13 protein-coding genes are annotated in these 13,495 nt (G+C 64.6%); 10 read left to right on the top strand and 3 right to left on the bottom strand.

Annotated features, from left to right (window positions below; all coding sequences use genetic code 11):
- Positions 1-8 precede the first annotated feature (8 nt).
- Complete coding sequence (locus tag ACTIFK_RS14465) at positions 9-1,073, top strand: branched-chain amino acid ABC transporter substrate-binding protein (RefSeq protein ID WP_439543789.1); 1,065 nt, start codon at positions 9-11, stop codon at positions 1,071-1,073.
- Positions 1,074-1,153: 80 nt separating this feature from the next.
- Here the strand turns inward: ACTIFK_RS14465 and ACTIFK_RS14460 are convergent, their stop codons facing one another.
- Positions 1,154-1,351 (bottom strand): hypothetical protein, encoded by a 198-nt coding sequence (locus tag ACTIFK_RS14460; RefSeq protein WP_439543788.1) that lies wholly within the window; start codon positions 1,349-1,351, stop codon positions 1,154-1,156.
- Between the two features lie 585 nt (positions 1,352-1,936).
- Here ACTIFK_RS14460 and purB point away from each other — a divergent pair.
- From purB to ACTIFK_RS14445, 3 genes are all read left to right on the top strand, one after another.
- Positions 1,937-3,244 (top strand): adenylosuccinate lyase, encoded by a 1,308-nt coding sequence (purB, locus tag ACTIFK_RS14455; RefSeq protein ID WP_439543787.1) that lies wholly within the window; start codon positions 1,937-1,939, stop codon positions 3,242-3,244.
- 596 nt (positions 3,245-3,840) lie between these two features.
- A complete protein-coding gene (locus ACTIFK_RS14450; RefSeq protein WP_439543786.1) occupies positions 3,841-5,007 on the top strand; it encodes a hypothetical protein in 1,167 nt (388 codons plus the stop codon).
- A gap of 49 nt (positions 5,008-5,056) precedes the next feature.
- On the top strand, positions 5,057-5,638 hold the full coding sequence (locus tag ACTIFK_RS14445; protein WP_439543785.1) for an RBBP9/YdeN family alpha/beta hydrolase: 582 nt from the start codon (positions 5,057-5,059) through the stop codon (positions 5,636-5,638).
- 60 nt (positions 5,639-5,698) lie between these two features.
- Here ACTIFK_RS14445 and ACTIFK_RS14440 read toward each other — a convergent pair whose 3' ends face one another.
- The gene (locus ACTIFK_RS14440) at positions 5,699-6,022 is read right to left on the bottom strand and encodes a DUF1476 domain-containing protein (RefSeq protein WP_439543784.1); all 324 of its coding nucleotides are present in this window, start codon (positions 6,020-6,022) and stop codon (positions 5,699-5,701) included.
- A 360-nt stretch (positions 6,023-6,382) separates the two neighbouring features.
- Here ACTIFK_RS14440 and purC point away from each other — a divergent pair, with 360 nt between their 5' ends.
- The 4 genes from purC to purQ all read left to right on the top strand — a co-directional run bounded on the left by purC (position 6,383) and on the right by purQ (position 8,849).
- On the top strand, positions 6,383-7,171 hold the full coding sequence (gene purC / locus ACTIFK_RS14435; protein ID WP_439543783.1) for a phosphoribosylaminoimidazolesuccinocarboxamide synthase: 789 nt from the start codon (positions 6,383-6,385) through the stop codon (positions 7,169-7,171).
- 102 nt (positions 7,172-7,273) lie between these two features.
- A complete protein-coding gene (gene purS / locus ACTIFK_RS14430) occupies positions 7,274-7,516 on the top strand; it encodes a phosphoribosylformylglycinamidine synthase subunit PurS (protein WP_439543782.1) in 243 nt (80 codons plus the stop codon).
- Positions 7,516-7,986: a hypothetical protein gene (locus tag ACTIFK_RS14425; protein WP_439543781.1), complete on the top strand. Its 471-nt coding sequence runs from the start codon at positions 7,516-7,518 to the stop codon at positions 7,984-7,986. Before purS ends, ACTIFK_RS14425 begins: the two co-directional genes overlap by 1 nt.
- Positions 7,987-8,144: 158 nt before the next feature.
- Positions 8,145-8,849: a phosphoribosylformylglycinamidine synthase subunit PurQ gene (purQ, locus tag ACTIFK_RS14420; RefSeq protein ID WP_439543780.1), complete on the top strand. Its 705-nt coding sequence runs from the start codon at positions 8,145-8,147 to the stop codon at positions 8,847-8,849.
- A gap of 402 nt (positions 8,850-9,251) precedes the next feature.
- Here purQ and ACTIFK_RS14415 read toward each other — a convergent pair whose 3' ends face one another.
- Entirely contained in the window at positions 9,252-9,650 is a 399-nt protein-coding gene (locus tag ACTIFK_RS14415) for a hypothetical protein (RefSeq protein WP_439543779.1), read from the bottom strand.
- A gap of 352 nt (positions 9,651-10,002) precedes the next feature.
- On the opposite strand from ACTIFK_RS14415, the gene purL reads away from it, so the two are divergent.
- Positions 10,003-12,243: a phosphoribosylformylglycinamidine synthase subunit PurL gene (purL, locus tag ACTIFK_RS14410; protein WP_439543778.1), complete on the top strand. Its 2,241-nt coding sequence runs from the start codon at positions 10,003-10,005 to the stop codon at positions 12,241-12,243.
- 409 nt (positions 12,244-12,652) lie between these two features.
- The gene (locus ACTIFK_RS14405; RefSeq protein ID WP_439543777.1) at positions 12,653-13,087 is read left to right on the top strand and encodes an MgtC/SapB family protein; all 435 of its coding nucleotides are present in this window, start codon (positions 12,653-12,655) and stop codon (positions 13,085-13,087) included.
- Positions 13,088-13,495: the final 408 nt, after the last annotated feature.

The raw sequence follows: 13,495 nt of genomic DNA, 5'->3' as shown, positions 1-13,495 counted from the left end.
GGCTCTGCGTGATCTTATGCGCGGCGCTGCTCGGGCTTCTTCTGCCCGGGCACGCGGGCGCGGAGATCCACATCGGGCTCGCGGTCCCCTTGAGCGGGCGTTTGGCCGCCCAGGGCCTCGCCATGCAGGAGGCGCTGGCCGCTGCCGTCCGCGAGGTGAATGCGGCTGGCGGCGTGCTCGGCGAACCGCTCGTGCTCGATGTCGAGGACGACGGTTGCGCGCGCGCAAGTGCGGAGGGCGCGGCCCGCGCACTCGTCGCGCGAGCCCCGCTGCTCGTCATCGGCCACCCCTGCTCCAGCGCAGCGACGGCGGCGGCGTCTGTCTACGCGGCTGCGCGGGTGCTGTTCATCGCGGTCGGCCCGCGCCATCCCGACGTCACGCAAACCAATGCGACCGCGCCCATCCTGCGGCTTGCCGGGCGCGACGACCGGCAGGGCGATGCGGCTGCGCGCTGGCTCGTGGCGCACGCTCCGGGACGGCGCGTCGCCATCGTGCAGGACCGGACGGCGTACGCACGCGTCATCGCGGATCGCACGGCTGCGGTTCTCAAGGATGCGCCGGTGGAGCTGGCGACGGTGTTTCCCATCGTGGCCGGCAAGCAGAGCTATGCCGAAACCATCGCCCGGGTCGGCGAGATGCACGCGGATGCGCTGTTTTTCGCCGGCTATCCGGACGAGGCGGCGGTGATGCTCGCCGGGCTCGCGGCGGCCGGTCTGTCGCTCCCGGTGCTTGGCTCGGACGCGCTCGCGACCGAGGAGTTCGCCCTCGTCGCCGCAAAATCGAAGATCGACGTCCAAGTTCTTTTACCCGCCGAGCCCCTGCCCGTGCAGCACGGCGCGGACGTGTCCGGCGCGCGGGCACGCGGGGCGTTCGAGATCTGGCTCCAGGCCGTGACTGCGACCGGCTCGACGAATGGCGAGGCGATCGCGAAGAAGGTCCGGGATCCGATGCTGGACATCGATACGCCGTCGCTCGGACGGCTGCGCTTCGATCCGGCCGGCGACCTGGCGGCCGACGCGTTTGTGACGTCGTCGGCGCGCGCAGGCGCTTGGCTCGTCGACCGGCGGCCCTGACTGCTTTTATCGTGCTTCTTATCGGGCTCTACCGAAGGCATGGCTTCGCCATGACCGGTTCCCACTTTTCCGGAAGCACTCTAGCGGCCTTGCGATTCCCTCATGCACTCGGACGCCAGCCGGCGCTCGATCAGCGCGAGGGCCTCCGGCACCTGGTAGCCGTGAGCGCGGTAGGCCCGGATCCGCTCCGAAACCATCGCGTAGGAGCGGCGTGGATCGTCAATTTCTTCCAATTTGAGATTGAGTTCAGCAATCTCAGACTGCATTTGCTCGGTCATCAATTACCCCTAGCTTCGTCTCGTCTTCGCGGGCAGGTGCCGTTTCTCGACTTTCGCACTCACCAGCCGCAAAGCGCTTCGGCGCACGCACATCTGCCGAAACTCATTCGCCGTCGTGAAAAGTATCAAGTCTCGGAAGACCTTGCCCTTACATTTTCGCAACAGTGTTGATGTTTGCGTTACTTGGTCCCTCGGCGCGGGGCATGGTCTCTCATCGAACTGTGGCCCGATCTTGGCGTTTTCGGCTCACTTATTGTTGCCGAGTATTGCGTTGCAAAATTGCACTTTGGCCCTGCAGCAAAATGCAACGGACTGGACCTCTTTCTTTTTCCATTTTCGAGCACAAAAACCACCAAAGGATTTTCGCAGTGCGAAATTTGAGCTGCCTTATTATTATGCAGCGAAAGCGCCCGTATTTTGGTGGTTTGCAAGCGCCGCTCCGTGGAACGCATGACATAATGTCGCAACCGTCATCCACAGGCCTGCGTTCGCTTCCTGCCTCCGGGCCCTCCGATTTGCTGCCGAAGGCGGCCTCTGCTACGCCCCCATCTCCAGTTCTTCCCCGCCACTGTCCGCGAGACCCGAATGATTCCCCGCTATTCACGCCCCGAGATGACCGCGATTTGGACCCCCGAGACGCGCTTCCGGATCTGGTTCGAAATCGAGGCCCACGCGGCATCCGCGATGGCCCAGTTCGGCGTGATTCCGGCCGAGGCGGCGCAGGTCATCTGGGACAAGGGCTCGAAAGCCGTGTTCGACACGCAGCGCATCGACGAGATCGAGGCGGTGACGAAGCACGACGTGATCGCGTTCCTCACGCATCTGGCCGAGCATGTCGGACCGGAGGCGCGATTCGTGCACCAGGGCATGACCTCGTCGGACGTGCTGGACACCTGCTTCAACGTACAGCTCGTGCGCGCGGCAGACATCCTGATCGCGGGCGTCGATCGCCTGCTCGCCGCCCTCAAGACGCGGGCATTCGAGCATAAGAATTCCGTCACCATCGGCCGCAGCCACGGCATTCACGCCGAGCCGACGACGTTTGGCGTCAAGCTGGCGTTCGCTCACGCCGAATTCCAGCGCTCGCGCGAACGGCTCGTCGCGGCCCGGCGCGAGGTTGCGACGTGCGCCATCTCGGGCGCCGTCGGCACCTTCGCCAACATCGATCCGCGCGTCGAAGTCTATGTCGCCGAGAAGCTCGGCCTCGAAGCGGAGCCGGTCTCGACGCAGGTCATCCCGCGCGACCGGCATGCGATGTATTTTGCGACGCTCGGCGTCGTGGCGTCGTCGATTGAGCGGCTCGCGACCGAGATCCGCCATCTGCAACGCACCGAGGTGCTGGAAGCCGAGGAGTTCTTCTCCGCCGGGCAGAAGGGCTCGTCGGCCATGCCGCACAAGCGCAACCCGGTTCTGACGGAGAACCTCGTCGGGCTGGCGCGGATGGTGCGCTCGTACGCGCTCCCGGCGATGGAGAACGTGGCGCTCTGGCACGAGCGGGATATCTCGCACTCGTCCGTCGAGCGCATGATCGGGCCGGACGCGACGGTGACGCTCGACTTCGCGCTGGCGCGGCTCGCCGGCGTGATCGAGAAGCTGGTCATCTACCCCGAGGCCATGAAGAAGAACCTCGACAAGCTCGGCGGGCTGCACAATTCCCAGCGCGTGCTGCTGGCGCTGACGCAAGCCGGCGCCTCGCGCGAGGAGGCCTACGCCGTGGTCCAACGCAACGCCATGAAGACCTGGGAAACCGGCGCCGACTTCCTGACCGAGCTCAAAGCCGACAAGGACGTCATCGCCAAAGTGCCGGGGGCGGCGCTCGAGGAGATGTTCGACCTCGGGTATCACCTGAAGCACGTCGACACGATCTTCACGCGCGTGTTCGGCGCGGCCTAGTTGACGTTGGTGGGGGGCGTCCGGATCCTTGATGCTCTGAAGACCAGACAGTTCCGCCCTCCGTCATGCGGCGTTATGCTTCGCATGGACGGCCGGCACCTTCGCAAGCTTCAGCGAACCCGTCGGTCGGAAGATGACCCGACGGTGCAGCGGTGAGTGATCAATCGTCTTTGAAGATTTGGAGACTGGCGTGGGTCCCGGCCTGCGCCGGGATGACGTTCCTGGGTGTGAGCCGTCTACCATTTTCCGAAACATGATTGCGCGATGACGCGCCGGATGATGCGGGTATCGTGGCGACGCAAAATCAGATCAACTCTGCACCCCCGCCATCGCCTCGGACGCTATATTTCTTCATTCCTTCCGTCATGCCGGCGAAGGCCGGTACCAACGCAAACTTCAGCGAATGCGTCGGTCGAAAAATGACCTGACGGTGCAGCGGCGTCGTCGAAAATTTGGAGACTGGCGTGGGTCCCCGCCGTCCATGCGGAGCATGGCTCCACCATGACGCCGGGATGACATTGGCGTGATGGAGTGTCAACGGCGGATAGCTTCCGGGGGCTGTTACTTTCGGCGCGGCGTGCGCTAGGATCGTGCGCATGCTCACCTTGCCCGCCGCCCGCTGGACCCAGCCCGAGCTTGTCCGCCGCATTGCCGTCACGCTCGCGGTGCTGGCGCTCTATCGCGCGGGCAGCCACGTGCCGCTTCCCGGTCTCGACGTTGGGCTTCTGCTGCTGCAAGCCCCCTCCCGCGGCTCAGGGGCGTACATCGGGCTGGTTTCGATCATGACGCTCGGCATGACCCCGCTGCTGTCGGCGCTGGTCCTCGTCGAAATGACCAAGACGTTCTGGCCCCGCTTCTCGGCGTGGGCCGCCGTGCCGCACAACGGCCGGCGCGTCGAACAGGCGACGGTCGCCGCGGCGCTGGTACTGGCCGCGCTTCAGGCGGGCGGATTGGCGGTGGCGCTGGAAGATGTTGTCGGGCTCGTTCCCGATCCGGGGTTCGGCTTTCGCGCGGGCGTCGTGGTGTCGCTCACGGCCGCGACGGCGGTGCTGGTCTGGCTCGCAGCGGTCATGTCGCAGCATGGCATCGGCCACGGGTTCTGGATCCTGCTGGTCGCGCCGTCCATCGCCACCGCCTCTCAGCGCGTCATCGACCGGGCGGGCGAATTCGGCGCGTCGGGGCCGACGACGATTGCGCTCAGCGCGCTCCTCCTTGTCGTCTCGATCGCCGGACTGGCCGCGCTGCTCAAGGCCAAGCCGCCGTTCACCGAGCCGACGGAACCGGCGTGGGTCAGCATTCTCGGTTTCGCGCTCGCGGGCTGGGTCGTGACCGCCGCTTGGGTCGCGCTCGTGCTCGTGGCGCCCGAGCAGGCGCCGCCGTTCGAGCAGGTGGCCGCGCACGATGTGTTCCTGCTGCTGGGCCTTGGGGGAATGGCGCTGGTCGCAGGCCTTCGCCGGAGAAGCCCGCTACTGGAGAGCGGAGCCGCCTCGGGCGCTGTGCCTGTTGGGCATACGCCCGGCGCGGCCGTGCCGCTCGTCTCCCTAGCTGCGGCAGTGCCGCTCGTCGCGGCCTTGATCGGGATCGTTGCATTTGGGACGGTGCTTTCACATATATCGGACGCGTCGCTTATCCTTCCTCCGACGAAGGTTCTGCTGCTTGCGGCAGCTGGGCTTATCGTTCTGGACGGCATGGCACGCCCCGAATTCGAACTGGCATCGCTCCCCACGTCCGGGACCGCGTCAACGCCAAATCCCCAGTCCTGAGCGCGATCACGATCCGCGCGAACGGTTGTTCTGTCGCCCGAGAGGTTCCATGCGCACGTCCGACGTCGATATCCTGATCGTTCCCGGCTGGTCGGACTCCGGCGCCGACCATTGGCAGACGCGGTGGGAGCGCACGCTCAAAACGGCGCGGCGCGTCGAGCAGGACAACTGGCTCGCGCCGGATGCCGAGGCGTGGGTGGGCCGTATCATCGAGAGCGCCGTGCAGAGTTCGCGGCCCGTGGTCGTCGTCGCACACAGCCTGGGCGTCGCCGCAGTGGCGCATCTGGCGAAGCGGATTCCAAAAGGCTTTTTGTCGGGTGCGTTTCTCGTCGCTCCGGCGGACATCGATCACGCGAGCGAGTGGCCGGAGACCAAAGGGCTGACCTTCGACGCCGTTACAAGCGGGTTCGCGCCTCTGCCGCGCGATCCGTTGCCGTTTCCGTCCGTGCTGGTGGCGTCGTCGACGGATCCCTATTGCCGCATGGATCGCGCGACCGCACTGGCCGGCGATTGGGGCGCGACATTGGTGGATGCGGGAGACGCCGGGCACATCAACAGCGCGTCCGGTTTCGGGCCGTGGCCCGACGGCGTGCTGCGGTTCGGAGCCTTCCTGAGGACGCTCGAAGCGTAGCGGGACCGCTCGCGATGTCGAGACGCCAGCGGGCCTGAGCCCGCTGGCCAATCGTGTCGCTTAAATGCCTGCTTCGATGTCCGTGACAGCCTTGGCGAGGAACTGGTTCATCGCCTGGCGGATCTCGGTGTCGGTGACCGTCACACCCTTGTCGGCGAAATCCTGCTTCACCTTGCGCAGCACGTCGTCATCGCCCTTTTCGGCGAGGTCGGCCTTGCGAACCGCCTTGATGTAATCCTCGAGCGCAGGGCCCGTGATGCCGAGCTTGGCGCCGGCCCACTCGGCCAGCAACTTGTTGCGCCGGCTTTCGGCTTTGAACTTCAGATCCTGATCGTGGGCAAATTTGTTCTCGAAGCCCTTCTCGCGATTGTCGAACGTGGTCATGACCGTCTCCAAACAGGGTGTTTTCAGGCCGGGATGTTCCGGCTTTGTTCAGGGCAAATACGTGTTGTATGGGTATCAGTTCGCGCACCTGTGTTCGCGACCCGTACCCCGGCGGGGCAAACAAATCAACGGCTTGTCCAAGCTGTGCCCCAGAGGCTATTTGCCCCCTCGTTTAGATTGTTTCTCCCCCCTGCTTCGGCTAGTGTCCGGGCATGAATTTTTGTGCGTTAGACCGGCCCAAGCCCAAGTCGAGAACTTCCGAAATCTCGTCGTAAGATCAATGGGTCGGCTCCGTGGGACAGGCCGTCCTTTTCTGTTGCAAAGTCGGGCAAGAGCGTGATCGTCAAAGGACCAGGATCGATGAACAAGCGGCGCCGAATCTACGAGGGCAAAGCGAAGGTTCTTTACGAAGGACCGGAGCCGGGAACTCTCATCCAGCACTTCAAGGACGACGCGACCGCATTCAACGCGAAGAAGCACGCGCTCATCGAAGGCAAGGGCGTGCTCAACAATCGTATTTCGGAATACGTGTTCCAGCGCCTTGGCGAAATCGGCGTACCGACGCACTTCATCAAGCGTCTCAACATGCGCGAGCAGCTGATCCGCGAAGTCGAGATCATTCCGCTCGAAGTGGTGGTGCGCAACGTTGCGGCGGGCTCGCTGTCGACGCGGCTCGGCCTCGAAGAAGGCATGCAGCTGCCGCGCTCGATCATCGAGTTCTACTTCAAGGCCGACAACCTCAACGACCCTATGGTCTCCGAAGAGCATATCACGGCGTTCGGCTGGGCGACGCCGCAGGAGATCGATGAAGTCATGCAGCTCGCGCTGCGCGTGAACGATTTCCTCGTCGGCCTCTTCCTCGGCATCGGCATCCGTCTCGTCGACTTCAAGATCGAGTTCGGCCGCCTGTGGGACAACGAGCAGATGCGCATCGTGCTTGCCGACGAGATCAGCCCCGACTGCTGCCGCCTGTGGGACATCACGTCGGGCGACAAGCTGGACAAGGATCGCTTCCGCCGCGATCTCGGCGGCGTGCTCGAGGCCTACCAGGAAGTCGCGCGCCGGCTCGGCGTGCTGACGGAGAACCGTCCGCCGAAGGGCGTCGGTCCGGTGCTCGTCGCGTCGAACCCGACCGGAAAACCCAACTAAAGTTGGCAGTCGGGAGTGAGGCAGTCGGCAGTCGGTGCGCTTAGGGCGCCGCTGCCGTTTCTACTGCCTAACTGCCCACTGCCTCACTGCCTAAGGACTGCAATGAAAGCCCGTATCAAGATCACGCTGAAGTCCGGCGTCCTCGACCCGCAAGGCAAGGCGATCCAGAACGCGCTCGGCGCGCTCGGATTCGAAGGCGTCAACGACGTCCGCCAAGGCAAGTACATCGAGGTCGACGTCGCCGGCATGAGCGAAGACAAGGCCCGCGCCGAAGTCGAGCGCATGTGCCGCGATCTGCTCGCCAACACGGTCATCGAGAACTACAGCTTCGAGCTGGCGCCCTGATGGTGCGGACCGCGCGTGTTGGGCTGTTGCTGACCGGAGCCGTGGCGCTCCTCTCCGCGACCGCTCTCTCCACGACTGCTTGGGCGGAGGCACCGCCTGCGCCGACGCTCGATTGCGCCCTCGGCTATGCGGGGCTGCACGCATCGATGCATGCCCTTCCCGGCGCGAATGCGGGCAAGCGCGGCGATTTCGACGTCGTGAGCGTCTCCGTGCCCGAAACATGGATCATCGAGGTGGCGTTCACCGCGCCCGGCACTCCCGCGCATCCCGCCGTCATGATGCGCACGCAGCGCAAACAGGTGACGGGCGTGTGGACGTCGCAAAGCAAGGGATGCGGATACGGCGATCCGGCGCAGTTCGAAGCCGCGATGGCCGACATGAAGGCGGGTGACACGGCGCTCACCAATGCTTCGCGGGACGCGGTCGAGCAGAAAAAGCAGGACCAGTCGCCGCTCGGGACGCCGCAGTAGAGGTTCACGTTTCGGACCCTTGGGAAGGGCGCGGATTTCGATCCGCACTTATCCACTTCACGGTCCCGGTCCACACCCCTTGCTGCAGCGGCGGAATGGGTGATGGACAGCGGCAAACTCACGCGATACTGGGGGCCAAGCTCATACCGGGAGAGGCCATGCTCCGCGCATCCGTGATCGTTTTTCCAGGCTCGAACTGCGACCGGGACGTCAAAACCGCGCTTGAAGCCATCACCGGGTTTCCGGCCAAGATGGTCTGGCACGGCGATGCGACCGTGCCGTCCTCGGATCTGATCGTGCTGCCGGGCGGATTTTCCTACGGTGACTACCTCCGCTGCGGGGCGATGGCGGCCCATTCGCCGATCATGCGCGACGTGATCGCCAAGGCGCGCGCCGGCACGCCGGTGCTCGGCATCTGCAACGGCTTTCAGATCCTCTGCGAATCCGGGCTGCTGCCGGGCGTGCTGCTGCGCAACAAATCCCTGCACTTCATCTGCCGCGACGTGCATCTCAAGGTCGAGACGGACAAGACGTTCTTCACGGGCTGCTACCGGCCGGGCGAGATCATCCGCGTTCCGATCGCGCATGCGGAGGGCAACTACTTCGCCGACGCCGAAACGCTCGACCGGCTGGAGGGCGAAGGCCAGGTCGTCTTCCGCTACGCCGATGCCGCAGGCACCGTCTCGCCTGAGACGTGCCCGAACGGCGCGCAACGCAACATCGCCGGGATCACCGATCCGACGGGGCGCATCCTCGGAATGATGCCGCATCCGGAGCGTCTCTATGAAAAGAAGCTGGGCGGCACGGACGGGCGGCGCGTGTTCGAAAGCGCGGTCGTGAGCGCCGTCGCCGCGATGAGCTGAGTTTGTAGGCAGCGGGCAGCAAACTCCCAAGCGTTACAAAGCAAAAGGGACGAACCTTTCGGTTCGTCCCTTTTTGTCCCCTGGCGGAGCCAGGGCGAATTCGAGACCCGGCTTATCGCCGGGGGCCGAACTCAACGCTTCTTCGAGCCGGCGCCCGCGGCGGGCGACCAAGACTGGAGAAGAGCGAGCAATACGGCTTTCATTGGATTTCTCTCTGGAAGTGTTTCGTTGCCTGAGCTTGTACCCTGATCCGAGCGTGCGAGGAAGTGCGGCACTTGCTCGCCTGCAATGCAGGCCCGGCATGACGACCGGATATTTCTTATGACTTTCAAGGGCTGAATCAAACGAGGGCAGATCCTTGACCTGCCCTCGAATTAAGCACTGTTACTTTACGAATGCTTCCTACGACTTGTAGGGCGCACGATCATAGACGCGTGCAATCATCCGTGCAGCGCCGAGGCCGCAGAAGAATTCAGCGGACTGGCCGGCGCTGGCGTCGACCTTGAAGGTCTTGCCGGCACTGACCGGAAGGACGAAGCGGGTGCCCGGGCTATCGAGACTCGCTTCACCGCTGAACGCATCGGCAATCACGACCGTAAGCTGGCACGCCTTATTGGCCGCTACGAAGTAGCCAATGGCATGCTTGCCACCGATATCGAGGCTCACGCCGCGACCCGGCGTCATCACTTCAATTGCCGCGCCCGGTTGGGCATGGAACAGAGGTTCAGCGGACGCGACGCCCGCGGCAAGTACGCCCATCACACCCGCTGCTGCAGCAACGGCTTTCGTCGCCTTCAACATGGCTCAAACTCCATTAGATGATGAGATGCTCGCCGCGGCGGGGCTCTCGTGGCTCCGCGTTCCGGCTTGAGCAGTATGTAACAGCATGACTCGGCAGAGAGAATTCTAATTGCTGCATAGCAGCATGGTGCTTTGCGCAGCGCGATACTGTCGCAATAGTTGTGATGTCGCACCGGTTGAACCCGCCACAGTTGAGTCTACCGATGACGGCGGAACCCGGCCAACGGATCGCCGCGGGCCAGACGCGATCCCGCGTCACGGGACAAGACGGCCCGAGCGAGCGACAAGCGTGTTTTCACTCGCTATAAGCTGCGCTTCAGACATCCATCGCGAGACCCGGAACCCCTTCCTGATGCAGGACGACGTCCAAACTCCGCCGACTTCCACCATCACGCCCGAGACCGTTGCCGCCCACGGACTGAAGCCCGACGAATACCAGAGGCTTCTCAAGATCCTGGGCCGGGAACCCCGGATCACGGAGCTCGGCATCTTCTCGGTGATGTGGAGCGAGCACTGCTCCTACAAATCCTCGCGCGTGTGGCTGAAGACGCTGCCGACCACAGGCGCGCGGGTCATCCAGGGGCCGGGCGAGAACGCGGGCGTCGTGGACCTTGGAGACGGCGACGCGGCCATCTTCAAGATGGAGAGCCACAACCACCCGTCCTACATCGAGCCCTATCAAGGCGCGGCCACGGGCGTCGGCGGCATCATGCGCGACGTGTTCACGATGGGCGCGCGTCCCGTCGCCAATCTCAATGCCTTGCGCTTCGGCGATCCCGCCCACCCCAAGACGCGGCATCTGGTTTCCGGCGTCGTGTCGGGCATCGGCGGCTACGGCAATTGCGTCGGCGTGCCGACGGTCGGCGGCGAAGTGAACTTCGACGCGGGCTACAACGGCAACATTCTCGTCAACGCCATGTGCGTCGGCCTCGCGAAGACGGACAAGATCTTCTACTCCGCCGCCAAGGGCGTCGGCCTGCCGGTCGTGTACGTCGGCTCGAAGACCGGGCGCGACGGCATCCACGGCGCAACGATGGCGTCGGCCGAGTTCGACGACAAATCCGAAGAGAAGCGCCCGACCGTGCAGGTCGGCGATCCCTTCACCGAAAAGCTCTTGATCGAAGCCTGCCTCGAGATGATGGCGACGGACGCGATCATCGCCATCCAGGACATGGGCGCGGCGGGGCTCACCTCGTCCACCTCCGAAATGGCGGACAAGGGCGGCGTCGGCATCACGCTCGATCTCGATCACGTGCCCCAGCGCGAAGCGGGCATGACGGCCTACGAGATGATGCTCTCGGAAAGCCAGGAGCGCATGCTCATGATCCTGAAGCCCGGCCGCGAGGGCGAGGCCGAGGCGATCTTCCGCAAATGGGGGCTCGATTTCGCCGTCGTCGGCATCACGACCGACACGGGCCGCATGATCGTGATGCACAAGGGCCAGGTCGAAGCGGATCTGCCGGTGCCGGTGCTCGCAAACTCGGCGCCGATGTACGAGCGCCCGTGGTTCGCGCCCGTGCCGCCGCAGCCGGTGCTGCCGCAGTGGGTCAAGGCGCCGAACGGAAACCTCGATGCGCTCAAGACCATGTTCGGCTCGCCCGCGCTCTGCTCGCGCCGCTGGGTGTGGGAGCAGTACGACCACATGGTGATGGGCGACACGATTGGACGTCCGGGTGGCGACGCCGCCGTCGTGCGCGTGCACGGCACGCAGAAGGGTCTCGCGGCCACCTGCGACGTGACCCCGCGCTATGTCGCGGCCGATCCGGAGATGGGCACCAAGCAGGCCGTCGTCGAGACGTGGCGCAATCTCTGCGCCGTCGGCGCGGATCCGATTGCCATTACGGACAACATGAACTTCGGCAATCCCGAGCGCCCCGAGATCATGGGGCAGTTCGTGGCTTCCGTGCGCGGCATGGCGGAAGCGTGCCGCGTGCTCGACTACCCGGTCGTGTCCGGCAACGTCTCGCTCTACAACGAGACCAACGGCGTCGGCATTCCGCCCACGCCCGCCATCGGCGGCGTCGGGCTCGTCCCGGACATCGCGCATGTGGCGGACATCATGCTCAAGCGCGAAGGCGATCTGCTGATCGTCGTCGGCCGAGAGCAGGGCTGGCTCGGCCAGTCGCTCTATCAGCAGATCATCTGCGACAAGCTCGAAGGCGCGCCGCCGCCGGTCGATCTCGCTGACGAGATCAAGGCGGGCCGCCTCGTGCGCGCGCTCATCCGCGAGGACAAGGTGTCGGCCGTGCACGACATCTCGGACGGCGGACTTCTCGTGGCGATCGCCGAGATGGCGCTCGCCTCGGGCGAGAAGGGCAGCGGTCTCGGCGTCGAGCTGTTCGCCTACGAAGGCAAGCTGCCGCCGCATTCGGTGTGGTTCGGCGAGGATCAGGGGCGGTATGTGCTCGCCGTCGATCCGGCGCGGGCGGAAGAGGTGGTCGAGCGGGCGCGGCTCCTGGCGTTGCCTGCCCGCATCGTCGGGCGCACGGGCGGAGACGCCATCGTGCTCAAGGGCGAGGAACCGCTGAAGCTGTCAGAGCTGGCCGAGATCAACGAGAGCTGGCTGCCGAACTATATGGCGGGTGAGATTTAGGGCGAGCGGCTTCGGTTGAGCTGCGCGCTAGCGCGGCTTCGCTCCGCCGGCTGTCATCCTCGGGTGCACGGCGCATCCATGCTTCGCATTGGGCACTCGATGATCGTGAAGCTGGCACAGACCGCTGTTGAGCGGTTCAACCTCGCCGTCCGCGGCATTCCCAAATTTTGGACTGGACCCTAGGCACACGGCCTAGGATGACAGGATGCAAGGGCGCGTGCAGTTAGCTGTGGAAGCGAGGTTTGCTCGCGCGCAGCGACCCAATATCCCTAAGCATTCTGCCAACGTGACAAGCGTGTGACACCGTTGGAAGAGTGCGGCCGACGCCGCGCTTCGCGCTCTGTCCCCATCATGCTTGGCGCTTGGCGGACCGCAGCGGCGCAAGAGCAACGATTGATCAGGAGACGACATGTCCGAGTGGCTGACCGGGTACGAAGCCGCGTTCGCGGTGAAGCTGGGCTTATGTCTGCTGCTCGGCACCCTCATCGGTGTGGAGCGTGAGCTGCGCAACAAGCCCGCCGGCATCAGCACGCACTGCTTCGTGATGGCCGGCGCATGCCTGTTCACGTTCATTTCCACCGTGGCCGACCCGAACAGTCCCGCGCGCATTGCGGCGCAAGTGGTCTCGGGCGTTGGCTTCCTTGGCGCCGGCATGATCATCAAGAGTGAAAACGACTCCGTCAGAAACCTCACCACGGCGGCGGCCATCTGGTTTGCGGCCGCAGTCGGCATGGCCATTGGCATCGGCTGGTATGCGATTGCCATCATCGGCTCGGTGTATGCGGTGATCGTGCCGCGCATTCCGCACGTCAAGAAGTGGAACCAAAAGCTGCACGACGAGTAGGCGGGCGCGGGCGGTGCTGCCTGCCCGCATCGTCGGGCGCACCGGCGGCGACGCCATCGTGCTCAAGGGCGCGGAACCGCTGAAGCTCGCGGAGCTGGCGGAGATCAACGAGAGCGGGCTGTCTCAAGAATAAACGCAGATCTGCATGGCAACGCTCCGTGTACTTGTGCCCACGCTGCAATACTTTGATGCACGGCAGGTTCGATTCGACCTGTCATCAGAGGGGGGACGATTATGCGATTTAAACTGACGCTAGCGATCATCGCGAGTTTTGTAGCGGCCCCGGCCGTCGCTGAACAAGCGACGCCGGCCCGCGGTGTCTACGCCGGCGTCTTCGGCGGTGGAGGCTCCAGCACCGCCACTGACGTCACACAGCTCGGCACTGCCTTTTTTCCCGAGGCCGTGGGG

Origin of the sequence: Hyphomicrobium sp. (genome assembly GCF_051860585.1) — a bacterium.
GTDB lineage: Bacteria > Pseudomonadota > Alphaproteobacteria > Rhizobiales > Hyphomicrobiaceae > Hyphomicrobium_C.
This window is presented reverse-complemented; position numbering and strand designations above follow the sequence as displayed.

What these genes read in the sequence shown, in the direction of transcription:
- purS (WP_439543782.1), top strand. Translation starts at nt 7,274, where the DNA reads ATGAAAGCCCGTATCAAGATCACGCTGAAGTCCGGCGTCCTCGACCCG.
- purL (WP_439543778.1), top strand. Translation starts at nt 10,003, where the DNA reads ATGCAGGACGACGTCCAAACTCCGCCGACTTCCACCATCACGCCCGAG.
- ACTIFK_RS14445 (WP_439543785.1), top strand. Translation starts at nt 5,057, where the DNA reads ATGCGCACGTCCGACGTCGATATCCTGATCGTTCCCGGCTGGTCGGAC.
- ACTIFK_RS14415 (WP_439543779.1), bottom strand. Translation starts at nt 9,650, where the DNA reads ATGTTGAAGGCGACGAAAGCCGTTGCTGCAGCAGCGGGTGTGATGGGC.
- purC (WP_439543783.1), top strand. Translation starts at nt 6,383, where the DNA reads ATGAACAAGCGGCGCCGAATCTACGAGGGCAAAGCGAAGGTTCTTTAC.
- ACTIFK_RS14460 (WP_439543788.1), bottom strand. Translation starts at nt 1,351, where the DNA reads ATGACCGAGCAAATGCAGTCTGAGATTGCTGAACTCAATCTCAAATTG.
- ACTIFK_RS14440 (WP_439543784.1), bottom strand. Translation starts at nt 6,022, where the DNA reads ATGACCACGTTCGACAATCGCGAGAAGGGCTTCGAGAACAAATTTGCC.
- ACTIFK_RS14450 (WP_439543786.1), top strand. Translation starts at nt 3,841, where the DNA reads ATGCTCACCTTGCCCGCCGCCCGCTGGACCCAGCCCGAGCTTGTCCGC.
- purB (WP_439543787.1), top strand. Translation starts at nt 1,937, where the DNA reads ATGATTCCCCGCTATTCACGCCCCGAGATGACCGCGATTTGGACCCCC.
- ACTIFK_RS14405 (WP_439543777.1), top strand. Translation starts at nt 12,653, where the DNA reads ATGTCCGAGTGGCTGACCGGGTACGAAGCCGCGTTCGCGGTGAAGCTG.
- purQ (WP_439543780.1), top strand. Translation starts at nt 8,145, where the DNA reads ATGCTCCGCGCATCCGTGATCGTTTTTCCAGGCTCGAACTGCGACCGG.
- ACTIFK_RS14425 (WP_439543781.1), top strand. Translation starts at nt 7,516, where the DNA reads ATGGTGCGGACCGCGCGTGTTGGGCTGTTGCTGACCGGAGCCGTGGCG.